Origin of the sequence: Paenibacillus sp. EZ-K15 (assembly GCF_002573715.1) — a bacterium.
In the GTDB taxonomy this organism is placed as follows: domain Bacteria; phylum Bacillota; class Bacilli; order Paenibacillales; family Paenibacillaceae; genus Paenibacillus_AQ.
The window spans coordinates 133,551-145,774 of the sequence record NZ_PDHM01000010.1 but is presented as its reverse complement, the minus strand read 5'-3'; the positions used below and the strand labels follow the sequence as shown (position 1 = coordinate 145,774).

Here is a 12,224-nt window from a genome sequence, read left to right as displayed (position 1 = left end):
ATGCTTCAGATAGAGATATATAAAACAAACGAGCCACTCCAAGAAGTCTCTTGAAGCGGCTCGATATTTTTATACCCGGACTTAACCTTTCACCGACCCTGCAGCGATGCCTTCCACGATACGATCGCTGAGGAAAAGGAACATCAGCAGAATTGGGAAAATACTGATCATCAAGGTTGCGCCAATGGCACCCCAATCGGTTGTATATTGTCCGATAAAATTCTGCACCCCGACGGTAAGCGTCTTGAACATATCCGAGCTGATGAACGTGTTCACGAAGATAAATTCGTTCCAGTTGTAGATCATGTTAATGATGGCTGTCGTCGCCAGCACCGAGCCCGTCATCGGAAGCACAATCCGGAAGAAGACCCGGTGAACCGAGCAGCCGTCCATGACCGCCGCTTCTTCCACTTCCTTCGGCAGCGTGTAATAAAACCCCAGCAGAATCATAATCGTGATCGGCATATTGAAAGCCACGTACGACAATATCAAAGAAACCGGATGATCGGTCAAACCAACCTTGTTAAAAATGCTGAACAGTGGGATCAAGGTGGAATGAACCGGAATCATCATGGCAACCATGAACAAACCGAGGACAAAGGAACTGCCCTTCCACTTCATTCTCGTAATCGCGAAGGTGACAAGACTCCCTAATATGACCGTTAGTGCTGTTGCTACGACGGTGATCCAGACGCTATTCAGAAAATAAACGCTGATGTTGCCGGCACTCCATACCTTCTCGTAATTCTCCCAGCGCGGATTCATCGGAAGGGACAGCGGAGGAAGATCGAATACTTCCTGATTGTTTTTTAATGAGAACAGCAGCAACCATACGAGCGGGAACAGCTGAAATACGGCTACGCCGATCAGCACGATATACAGCAGCGTGTACCCCAGCTTGCCTACCACTCCGTTTCCGGACCGGGCGCGCCCGTCTTGGAGTTGTCCTGTGGCTCCGGATATCATGAAGTTTCCCTCCTTATGAATATTGGATCGTTTCTTTTGATGCCGTTAATTTCCGGATGACCCACGTTACGATCAGACAGATCACCAGCAGGAAGAACCCGATCGCGCTGCCGTAACCGAAATCATAAGCGCGGAAAGCCGTATGATACATGTAGGAAGCCATCACTTCGCTCGCGCCGTTAGGCCCCCCGTCCGTCATGACAAAGATGAGGTCAAAATATTTAAGGAACCTACCACCGCCAGCACGATCGTAACCTTAATCACTTCCATGATGAGTGGAAGCTTGATCCGGAACGCAATTTGCATGGAGGTTGCCCCGTCGATCTTGGCAGCTTCAACCAGCGATGCCGGGATGTTCTTCAGAGCTGCATAATAGATCAAAATATAAAAACCGGCATACTGCCACAGAATCGGAATAAACAAAGCAAACAAGACAAGCGACGACTCAGCGAGCCATGCCGGCGGGTTCGTGATCCCGATGGACTCCAGGAAGCTGTTCACAATCCCGTTCGTCGGGTGGTAAATGCGGAGCCACAGCTGCGCGATCGCAACGGAGGACAGCAGCATGGGTATGAGATAGATTTTGCGGAACAGGTTGGCGCCTTTGATCTTGGAGGCCAGCACCATCGCCACGGCCAGATAGATCATAAGGCTTGCAGCCGAGAATACGGCTAACAGCAGGGAGTGCCATGCACTATCCCAGAACTTGCCGTCCGAGAGCAGTGCCTGGTAATTATCGAGTCCGATAAAGGTCATTGCACCAATGCCGTTCCATTCGTTCAGTCCGTAATAGGCGGTCAATAGAATTGGAATATAAACGACGGCCATAATCACAAGCAGTGCAGGCAGCACGTACAGCGCGATGATTTTTTTGTTGGACATCACTTTATCCAAAGTGTTCGACTCCTTTCGCCATATGGTCTAGAGGAAAGATTTATCCGGCAGCGATGCCGGATAAACCAGGGTCCCGTTTCTTTGTTGTCCTAAAGAGTCTTAGTTCCCTTTGGAGATCGCTGCATCATGCTCTTCGGAGAATTTGTCCGGCGTCACGGCTTTTCCGAAGAGCGCCTGGATCATGTTCAGATGCGTCTCGGCAGCATTCGCCTCCATCTGTACATCCGCGAACAGGGTGATACTGCTTGCTTGATTCATTTCATCAAACAGATCAATGTACAGCTGCGGGAGCTCAAGCGTTGACGTATCCACCTTCGTTGCCGGGATGACACCAGCACCTGTAACGGACTGCTCGCCCCACTTGGTTACGAAATACTCAACGAACTTCTTGGATTCCTCTTTCACCTTGGAATTCTCGCCGATGAACAAGCCAACACCCGGTCCGCCTACCCAGCTGTTAATATCGCCTTTGCCGCCTTCAACCGTCGGGAATTTGAAGAAACCGACGCTGTCGCGGAACTCTTGCGGGATCTCTTCATTGGTCGTAAAGTTAGGCAGTTCCCAGGTACCCATCATGTACATGGCCGCTTTGCCGTTCAGGAATTCGGATTTCGCTTCCTCATTGGACAAGCCGTTGAACCCTTTGACAAACGCATTGCCATCCACCAGCGATTGAACCTCGGCGGCTGCCTTTACAAGCGATTCATCCTTGAAGGAACCCGAACCGCTAATTGCACTGGCAAGCGTTTCTTGTCCGCCGATTCGATCTGCCAGGTACATGTACCAGAGCGAACCGGTCCAGCGATCCTTGTTGCCAAGTGCGATAGGAGCAATCCCGTTATCGGACAGCGCTTTCACAACATTCTTGAATTCTTCATAAGTTTGCGGCACTTCCAAGTTAAGCTGTTCGAATATCGCTTTGTTGTAATATACCGGCGCGATATTGAACTCGAGTGGAAGTGCATACGTTTTGCCGTCAATGGCATAAGCCTCAGTCGTGCCGGCTACGAATTTGCCGTTAAGCTGACCCCCCAGCAAATCATCTACCGGTGCAAACAAGCTGCCTTCTACATAGGGCTTCAGGAATCCGGCTGCCCAGGTCACCCCTACGTCCGGAAGCTCGTTCGACGCGGAAAGCACTTTCAATTTATTTTTGTATTGCTCATTATCCAGAACTTCCTGTTTAATCGTCACGTTCGGATTCTCTTTTTGATATTCTTCGATGATCTGATTCACGATTTTGTTCTGTCCTGCAGAAACGCCCGCCGGCCATAAGTGCATGAAGTTCACCGTAACTTTCTCGCCTTCGCTGCCGCTGCTGCCTGAATCCCCCGTGCTGCTGTTGCTCGATCCACAACCAGCCGCAACCAGAGCGAGACACAATGTTAAAAGCAGAACCGTCCATTTTTTGTTGAACACGTTTACAACCCCTTTTCTAGTATGCTGTTCGCGTATTGAAACCGCTTTAATCAAATTTTATCAGTGAGGGGATGATTGTATAAGGTCATAATGATTGGGACTAATTCCACTTTTATTAGATTTCCGCCCCGCTATCGGATACGCTATGGCGGTATTGACTCGGGCTTACTTCCTCAAGGTCACGGAACACCTTCACAAAATATTTTGCTGTTTGGTATCCTACCTTCTCTGCAATTTCCGCGACAGGCAGCGTTGTGCCCGCCAGCAGTTCCTTGGCCCGCTGCACCCTGCGGCGCGTCAGATATTCGCTGAAGGTGAGCCCCGTCTGCTCTTTGAATAATACGCTGAAATAACTGGAATTCAGATGAAGCACTTCTGCCACTTCCTTAAGCGATACCGACTCCTGAAGATGCTGATCCACGTACTTCAGCGCTTCCTGTACCTGGATGCTGTAGCGCCTATCCTGCTGGGACGCCTCCAGCAGTTTGGGATCCACCAGCTTCTCCATCCGCTCAATCCGATCTATTTTTTCCCGGCGTTCCAGGGCCGATTCGACCGCAGTTACCAGCTTCCGCTTATCCAGCGGTTTCAGGAGGTAATCCACGACGCCGTATTGCAGCGCTTTACGTGCATAGTCGAATTCCGAATAACCGGATATGACAATAATGACCGGCGGATGCTCTAATTCATGCAATCTCTCTATGAGCTCGAGTCCCCCGATTTCCGGCATGCGGATGTCCGTCACCACCAGATGAGCCACCTGTCCCTGCAGCCGCTCCAGCGCCTCTACGCCGCTTGATGCCGTCACGATTCTGCAGCGGCCAGACGACCATGCCTCCAGGGTCTTTCTTACCCCTTCCCTCGTTCTCGGTTCATCATCCACGATCAGTATCGTTTTCATGCTTCTCCCCCTCCATCGTTAGCCTGAACATCATTCGGAATTTGAAATGAAACCGTCGTTCCCTGACCCACCACGCTGTGAATACGCAGGCCGGCTTGCCCGGAAGCGTAATACAACCGGATTCGTTGCTCTACATTGGCAATGCCGACACCGCTTTTTTTAGAAGATTCCGCGTATCCTTTTTCCATGGAGGAATAAAGAGAGGCCACCGTCTCATCGTCCATTCCGGGGCCATCGTCGGTAACCGAAATGATCGTAAATCCAGGGCGATCGGAGGCATTCGCCCGCACAATGACGGTGCCTGGCCCCAATCGCTGCTCAACCCCGTGCAGGATCGCATTTTCCACGATCGGCTGAATCAGCAGCTTCGGAATCGGCACGCTTTTGCTAGCTTCATCCGCCTCGATTTTCCAGGATAACCGGTCCAGCATCCGCATTTTCATAATCATCAAATAACGTTCGGCATGATCCAGCTCGTCCCTGACCGATACCCACTCATCCTCATCTTTGCGGTTAATGACATAACGGAATAAGCCGGACATTGCAACGACGATTTGGGCCAGCTCTTCTTCGCCTTGATCATCCAGCGCCCAGTAAAACGCTTCCAATGTGTTAAAAAGAAAGTGCGGATTGATCTGCGCCTGCAGCGCTTTAAGTTCTGTCCGGCTCTGAATAATCTCCTTCTGATATACAACCTCGATTAATTCGTTCAGCGAATCTACCATCTGGTTATACGAATTGTTAAGCTCGTTGATCTCCATCGTCTTCGAGGTGACAGCAATGGGTCTCAGCGTCCCCAGCCTCACGCCGCGCATGGCTTTGATCAGATTCAAAATCGGCCGGATGATCATCGTGGTCAGAATAAAGCTTAAAATCAGAAACAGCAGCGCACCAACGCCCCCGGATACGATAATCGCGGTTCGCAGCACCGATATCCCCTCAGTCGTATAATCGACAGGTGTCAAGATGACCAAGTTCCAACCCGTGGCCTCAGACTGTTTCTGTACGGCAATGTAATTTTCATGACCGAGTGTAACCGTCTCCCCTTCGCGGTGCAAAACCTCCTTCGCATCCACCGGGGTAACAAAATCCGACGAGATTTCATTCCCAGCCTGATCAAACAATCCCATTGTTTCACGCGAATCGCTGCCCGTGCCGCCAGCCGAATCCGCCAGCGCAAAATAGTCCTTCTCCAGCTTCACGAGCAAGTACCCGCCGTGGGCAAAGGAATGGTCAATCAGACGGATTCTCCGTACCGCTACCACCACATCCGGATCCCGGGAATCCTGACCGAACCATACCAGCTTCCCCATGCCCTGGTCTGCTTGAGCAATCCAATCGCCCCTAACCCGGCTGGTCAGTCTGCCTTCATCCAGCGGAAACAGCCGCCGATAGTCCTTCGTATATAATTCCAGCGACCGGATGCCCGTAGCATAGGCTTCATATTTACGAACCTCCTGTTGAAGGGACTGCCGTTCTCCGAATGTAATCGACTTACCCGCAGTCTCCTGCGCCAGAAAACGCTGAACCGTTGCGTTCGTCGAGACTTGAGCCGTCAATGTATCCACCTGCTTGAGCAGCGCATCCAGCTTACCCGTGGCCTGCACGGCCGTCTGCTGAATATGCTTCTCCGCACTGTTGCGCAGCAAGGCCGAAACCTGATCATATACAAACACCCCGACCAATGCCAATACGATAACCATCACCAGCATAAATCCAAGGAAAATTTGATTCCGCAGTGTATTCAGCCTGCCAAACCTGTTCAAGTTCTGCACTCCCTTTCGATTGGGAACTGTTATTCACTATAGGGGATATAATTCCTGATGCCGTTCAAGCTCTCTTTTGCAATCGGTGCACAGCCCTCTTACAGCGCCGGAGTCATCCGCGTAAAAGATTAATTGGCGCTTGCGGCGGCATTTACTGCACGCTTGTCCATCCTGTCCGCTGCGGGTTCGCGTTTTTGTTTTCAAATGAATGACATTACGCTCACTTCCGCTGCTTTTCTTGCGCCTGAACCCTACAAATACTAGAAGAACAAGAACCACTCCGGCCATCATCCCGATCATCCATCCCATGTTTATTTCACCTCCGACATGTACAGGCTATTTGTACAAAATAGCTACCAAACGATTAGCAAATTCGCACCCCATGATCACGTATAAACGACGTCGCTACATCTAATACCAACTGCGAACATTTTAACATATCTCTATTTGTCATGGCGGTTCCTGCCCATTTCCAATCACAGAATAAATTTTCCTTGAAAACACAAAAAAGCCTTCTCACTCCCGTTGCTACGGGAAGGAAGGCTTTCGCTGTGCTTTCGTTCATGCAACCGGCATGGTGTCAGATCTTCAACTCACCGAGTTTTATCAACTCAACGACAGCTTGCGAACGGCCCTTGACGTTTAACTTCTGCATGACATTGGAGATGTGGTTACGCACCGTCTTTTCGCTAATAAACAACTGCCCGGCGATATCGCGAGTCGTTTTATCCTGTACTAGCAATTCAAATACTTCGCGTTCACGATGGGTTAACAAGAACTTGCTGTTATGGTCGGTCCCCTTCAATGGTGTCACCCCTCCTTGCCCGGGTATGTGTGGTCTAACAAGGGTAAGGGATACAGTCAACTCATCTTATGTCAGATCAGGGGGGAAGGTGCGAAAGAGGCCAACAATTTGGGCGATTGGCCCGTATTGGCGATTTTTGTCCTTGCTTCCTCTCGTAGGTTGGTCTATGATGAGGGTGTAAAAATTATTTTCTTTATTTTTTCATGTTTTTAAAAATTATTTTCAAAATGAAAATCCCATTCGTTATGCCCAGGCAATAAGCTCACCGGGAACCTTGAAGGAGGCTTTTGATGACACCAATCTTGCATATTATTTCTGTCGAAAAGGAAGGTCTGCCCCGTCAGGAACGACGACTCGCAGAGTTTATTTTGACAGCTCCATCCGAGATTGTGCATATGGGCATTAAAGATCTTGCAGAGCAGTGTGAGGTCAGCGCTGCCACTGTAACCCGTTTTTGTAAGAACTTTCAGTGTAAGGGGTATCCTGATTTTAAGCTCAAGCTTGCCGCCGAGATCGCTCATGCCGAGATGGCTTCGCGCACGGGAAATACGCGCTACCAGGATATCGTTGCTGGCAACCCGCTTGCCGGCATCGTCGAGGCGATTGAATCCAATCATCTGACTTCGATCCGGGATACGACAGAGCTGCTCGATTTGGGTCAGCTGGAGCGTGCCGTGGATGCCCTATGCCGCGCGAAGCGCATTGATCTGTACGGAGTGGCTACCTCTTCCATTGTGGCACAGGACTTCTACCAGAAGCTGATCCGGATCGGCAAAAACTGCACGGCTTTTGCAGATTCGCATATGCAGATCACATCAGCCTCCACACTGACTTCAAGCGATGTTGCCGTGGCTGTTTCATACTCCGGCGAAACGCCAGAAACCATCGATGCGTTGAATTGTGCCAAAGACGCCGGCGCCTTCACGGTCAGCATCACGTCGTACCGAAGCAGTGCCATCTCCGCTCTGGCAGACATCACACTGTATTCATCTTCATTAGAGGAAGGAATGCGCCGGGGAGACATGGCTTCGCGTATCGCCCAGCTTCACATTATTGACATCCTGTTCATGGGTATGGCCAGTCGGGACTTCTCTACGTATGTTCCCCGTCTGGAGCAATCATATCTTAATGTTCAAAACTATCGCAAAAGCCGAGGAGGACAATAACCAATGAATATTTACACATTCAGCGATGAAGAACAATTTGTACAAACAGCCGCTAACCAGATCTCCAGCCTGCTCCACACCAATCCGCGCGCCACACTGGGACTGGCTACAGGAAGCACGCCGGTCGGGCTCTATAACAAGCTGATTGAAATGAATCGTCAAGGACTGGTCAGCTTCGCCCAAACCACAACATATAATTTGGATGAATATGTAGGCCTTCCCGAGAATCATCCGGAGAGCTACCGCACCTTCATGAATAAGAAGTTCTTTAATCATGTGGACATCCAGATCGAACGGACCCATGTACCGAACGGCAATGCCACCAATCCGGAAGAAGAATGCTTGAATTACGATAAAATGCTGGAAGAATTCGGCCCGGTTGATCTCCAGCTTCTAGGCCTTGGACATAACGGACATATCGGTTTCAACGAACCTGGCGAATCCTTAAGCGGCGGTACGCATGTGGTTGAGCTGCAGGAGAAAACACGTAACGCCAACGCAAGGTTCTTCCCTACCCTGGATGATGTGCCAACCCATGCAATTACGATGGGTGTTGCTACGATCCTGAAAGCCCGTCAAATCCTTCTCCTCGTCCGCGGTGAGGATAAAGCGGAAATTGTTCACCGCGCATTGAAAGGACCGATTACCACAGAGTGTCCGGCATCGCTGCTTCAATGTCATCCGAACGTGGTTGTCCTTCTGGATCAAGGCGCAGGGAGACTGCTAGTATGAGTGGCGAACGAAAAGAATCTGTCCAACTGCTGTATGGTCAAGTCCTGACGCCAAACGGCATCTGCAAAGACGGCGTGCTGGCCATTCAAGGAGAGAGCATTTCATACGCCGGTGATGCTTCCGGACTCCCTGCTGATCTGAAGCAGGCAGCAACGGAAGTGATCAATCAACCGGATGGCTACATTATTCCCGGTTTTATTGATATCCACGTACACGGGGGTAACGGTGAAGATTTCATGGATGCCACCAAGGATGTCCTGGATAAAATCACGTCGTTTCACAGCTCTCAGGGCACTACGGCCATGCTTGCTACCACGATGACGGCCCCTAAGGCAGCCATCGACCATGTATTGCAAGAAGTTAACGACTACCAGAGCCAAGATATGCCTTACACAAGACTGGTAGGCGTACATCTGGAAGGCCCTTTTATCAGTCCAAAATGGCCTGGCGCACAAAATCCGGAGCATATCGTCCATGCTAATATCGATTGGCTGGAAGAGTGGGTATCCACTTACCCTGACCTGGTTCGCCAGGTGACGCTTGCACCGGAGCGTGAAGGAGCGCTAGAGGCCATCTCTTGGCTGAACAACCACGGGATCGTAGCCGCTCTGGGGCATACGGATGCCACCTATGAGGAAGTCGAAGCCGCCGTGGAAGCAGGTCTTAGCCATGGCGTGCATACGTTTAATGCGATGACAGGATTGCATCACCGCAAGCCTGGCGTGGTGGGCGCAATGCTGAGTGATGATCGCTTAAGCTGCGAGATTATTGCTGATGGTATCCATGTTCACCCCGCTGCCATTCGGATTCTAGCCCGCATGAAGCAGGACGGAAATCTGATTCTGATTACCGATGCGATGTCCGCTACCGGTATGGCTGACGGCGAATATACGCTGGGTGACCTGCCGGTCGTTGTGGAGAACGGCATCGCCACGCTCAAGAGCAACAGAGACAGTCTGGCTGGCAGTACGCTGACGATGATCAAAGGCTTTCAGCTGTTGGTCCGAGAGGTTGGATTGAGCATAGAACAGGCTTCCCGCGTCGGAAGTCTGAATCCCGCCGCAAAAATCGGCATCGCTGATCTTACAGGCTCTCTTGAAGCCGGCAAGCTTGCCGACGTACTAATCCTTTCAAGTGATCTAGAGCTTCAAGGCGTTTGGATTCAAGGACAACGCAAACATTAATCTATAGCAAACAAAGCAAAGGAGCTGCCTTTTTAGGGATAATTTCATCCCTAAAGGGTAGCTCCTTTTGATATAGAGGTTTTACCGGCTGTTCCGATTACCGCCAAACCAACCGTCATCCGTATCATTCTTCATCAAGTTGCCGCGGGTGTCGTTCATGCCGTCACGACCGCCTACATTCAGCGGGAACACGCGGTTAATCCATGTGCCGAAATCGCGTGAAAGCGTTCCAACCGTGTTCGCTGCATGACCATCTGTTCCAAAACGATTGGCATGCTGATAAAATCCCTCATCTGTGGAAACATATACTTGACTGATATGTGGAGCGGTTTTGCGAATCTTGCTCGTTACTTCATGACGAACATGCTGAGGAACCTCTTCACGAGTGCTCATCATACCCATGTTATTATTGTTGTAAGTGCCATAAGGAACGCCATTGATGCCTGTTCCCATATAAGTGTTATTTGTCGTACCGTCGGTTCCGTTAAGGTTATTGGTACGTGTGCCGTTAGTACCCATAAGTCCATTGGTGCGTGTGCCGTTAGTACCCATCAGTCCATTCGTGCGTGTACCGTTCAACGTATTATAATTGCTGCCGCCAAATCCGCCATTGGTTGTCGTTCCGTTTACACCAAAGCCACGGTTATCGGCATTACGGCCTAGGCCTGTTGTGTTCTCTACAGCACGTGTGGTTTTTCCCACGACACGTTCTGTACCTCTAGCCATGTTGTTTAGAAGACCCACGCTGCCTGTGCTCGAAGTACCGAAGGTACGATTTCTAACATTCGTTGTGTTCGTGCCCGTCAACGTACGGTCAGTGCCACGATTTGCTCCAGTGCTCATGCCCGTCACATGACCGTTGATGTTGTTGGTGTTATTACCATCTTTGGACAGCGAAACATACGCAGTGTGATTCGTCACGAATACATGTGCAGGACCCACGCCACTGATATCTGACACTTTTTTTGACAGCGTCTTGCTGTATTTCAGGTTGGTCAGGTCATGCTGCTGCGTGCTGCGGACATTCTGGTTGTTCCGTACGGAATTCACACCGATACGGCCACCGTCCACATTGTTCGTACGTGTCGTGTTGCCGTCATTGGCGTTACCGCATCCTGCTACTGCAGCCATACTGAGCAGCAATGCCGTGGAGACGGTCAGGTTGAGGGCCTTGGATTTAATCATGATTCATCCTCCATCTCTATAATGAGTGTAGTAACATCGTATAGGATGACCTTGCGGCAGAAGTGGTATGCTGAAAGGTTTTAACATGGAAGATAAATGCTAACTAGACCTTTTATGCGCCAAAAAACGCCGATTAAAGCATTCAGCATCGGCGTTTCATTCCATTATAAATTCTTGGTCTTATTCAGCTAAACGAAAACAAATTAGGGCAAGCCCTTTAATCACCTTGCTCTCCTAGCGGTGTTAGAACTTGTTCAAGCCAAGCTATATTGTCCTGATACCATCGAATCGTCGCGCGAATTCCGCTCTCGTAATTATATTGGGGAGTCCAACCAAGCTCCTTCCTTATCTTATCAGCATTAATCGCATAACGACGATCATGTCCCGGGCGATCTTCGATGTGCTGGATCAATGATTCAGGTTTGTTCAGCTCAGTCAGGATCGTTCGGATGACCTGCAAATTACTCCTTTCGTTATGTCCTCCAATATTATATATTTCTCCATCAACGCCGCGGCGCAAAACCAGATCGATTGCCCGGCAATGATCCTCTACGTACAGCCAATCGCGTACGTTCAAACCGTCGCCATACACCGGAAGGGGTTTGTTATGCACAGCATTGTAGATGATAAGAGGTATTAATTTTTCCGGAAACTGATATGGGCCGTAATTGTTTGAACAGCGAGTAATATTGATTGGCAAGCCGAACGTCTCATAATAAGCCCGTACGAGCAAATCGGCGCCCGCTTTGCTTGCGGAATAAGGGCTGTTGGGCTGAACTGGTGATTCTTCGGTAAATAATCCAGTGGCTCCAAGCGTCCCGTAGACTTCATCCGTAGAAACCTGGACAAACTTGCTGACACCATATTGCCTGGACAGATCGAGGAGCGTCTGAGTTCCAATCACATTCGTCATGACAAATAAATCAGGCTGCAAAATGCTGCGATCGACATGAGACTCAGCTGCAAAATTTACTACCGCATCAATACCCTCTTTGAAGAGTGGTTCTACTGCCGCCTTGTCTCTTATATCCGCTTTCACAAAGCGATATTGAGGATTCGTCTGCACTTCCATTAGATTTCCTGAATTTCCGGCATAAGTTAATAAATCCACATTAATAAATTCGTCATGCGGATGTTGAGACAGCATATATCGAATAAAGTTGCTACCTATAAATCCCGCCCCGCCTGTGACGACAATCTTCATGC

At 49.8% G+C, this 12,224-nt stretch carries 11 protein-coding genes and 1 pseudogene; 3 read left to right on the top strand and 9 right to left on the bottom strand.

Annotated elements, in window-relative coordinates; translation table 11 throughout:
* Window positions 1-81: 81 nt before the first annotated feature.
* The 7 genes and pseudogenes from CRG97_RS07655 to CRG97_RS07625 all read right to left on the bottom strand — a co-directional run bounded on the left by CRG97_RS07655 (window position 82) and on the right by CRG97_RS07625 (window position 6,751).
* On the bottom strand, window positions 82-966 hold the full coding sequence (locus tag CRG97_RS07655) for a carbohydrate ABC transporter permease (RefSeq protein WP_098742503.1): 885 nt from the start codon (window positions 964-966) through the stop codon (window positions 82-84).
* A gap of 13 nt (window positions 967-979) precedes the next feature.
* Window positions 980-1,860: pseudogene (locus tag CRG97_RS07650) on the bottom strand (carbohydrate ABC transporter permease).
* Window positions 1,861-1,959: 99 nt separating this feature from the next.
* A complete protein-coding gene (locus CRG97_RS07645) occupies window positions 1,960-3,279 on the bottom strand; it encodes an extracellular solute-binding protein (protein WP_098742502.1) in 1,320 nt (439 codons plus the stop codon).
* A gap of 115 nt (window positions 3,280-3,394) precedes the next feature.
* Window positions 3,395-4,180 carry a response regulator transcription factor gene (locus CRG97_RS07640; protein ID WP_098742501.1) on the bottom strand — a complete coding sequence of 262 codons (786 nt, stop codon included), beginning with the start codon at window positions 4,178-4,180 and terminating at the stop codon, window positions 3,395-3,397.
* Entirely contained in the window at window positions 4,177-5,946 is a 1,770-nt protein-coding gene (locus CRG97_RS07635) for a cache domain-containing sensor histidine kinase (protein WP_098742500.1), read from the bottom strand. The genes CRG97_RS07640 and CRG97_RS07635 overlap by 4 nt, the downstream gene beginning before the upstream one ends.
* A gap of 36 nt (window positions 5,947-5,982) precedes the next feature.
* Window positions 5,983-6,255, bottom strand: a complete 273-nt coding sequence (locus CRG97_RS07630) for a hypothetical protein (RefSeq protein ID WP_076323074.1) — start codon at window positions 6,253-6,255, stop codon at window positions 5,983-5,985.
* 271 nt (window positions 6,256-6,526) lie between these two features.
* Entirely contained in the window at window positions 6,527-6,751 is a 225-nt protein-coding gene (locus CRG97_RS07625; RefSeq protein WP_006208732.1) for a helix-turn-helix domain-containing protein, read from the bottom strand.
* A gap of 290 nt (window positions 6,752-7,041) precedes the next feature.
* Between CRG97_RS07625 and CRG97_RS07620 the strand changes: the two genes are divergently transcribed.
* The 3 genes from CRG97_RS07620 to nagA are packed head-to-tail and all read left to right on the top strand — an operon-like array spanning window position 7,042 to window position 9,833.
* Window positions 7,042-7,917: a MurR/RpiR family transcriptional regulator gene (locus CRG97_RS07620; RefSeq protein ID WP_098742499.1), complete on the top strand. Its 876-nt coding sequence runs from the start codon at window positions 7,042-7,044 to the stop codon at window positions 7,915-7,917.
* A gap of 3 nt (window positions 7,918-7,920) precedes the next feature.
* On the top strand, window positions 7,921-8,649 hold the full coding sequence (nagB, locus tag CRG97_RS07615) for a glucosamine-6-phosphate deaminase (protein WP_098742498.1): 729 nt from the start codon (window positions 7,921-7,923) through the stop codon (window positions 8,647-8,649).
* Window positions 8,646-9,833, top strand: coding sequence for an N-acetylglucosamine-6-phosphate deacetylase (gene nagA / locus CRG97_RS07610; RefSeq protein WP_098742497.1), 1,188 nt, complete (start codon window positions 8,646-8,648; stop codon window positions 9,831-9,833). The genes nagB and nagA overlap by 4 nt, the downstream gene beginning before the upstream one ends.
* Before the next feature lie 81 nt (window positions 9,834-9,914).
* On the opposite strand, the gene CRG97_RS07605 is transcribed toward nagA, so the two are convergent.
* Complete coding sequence (locus tag CRG97_RS07605; RefSeq protein WP_098742496.1) at window positions 9,915-11,018, bottom strand: YhcN/YlaJ family sporulation lipoprotein; 1,104 nt, start codon at window positions 11,016-11,018, stop codon at window positions 9,915-9,917.
* Window positions 11,019-11,235: 217 nt separating this feature from the next.
* Window positions 11,236-12,222, bottom strand: coding sequence for a dTDP-glucose 4,6-dehydratase (rfbB, locus tag CRG97_RS07600; protein ID WP_098742495.1), 987 nt, complete (start codon window positions 12,220-12,222; stop codon window positions 11,236-11,238).
* Window positions 12,223-12,224: the final 2 nt, after the last annotated feature.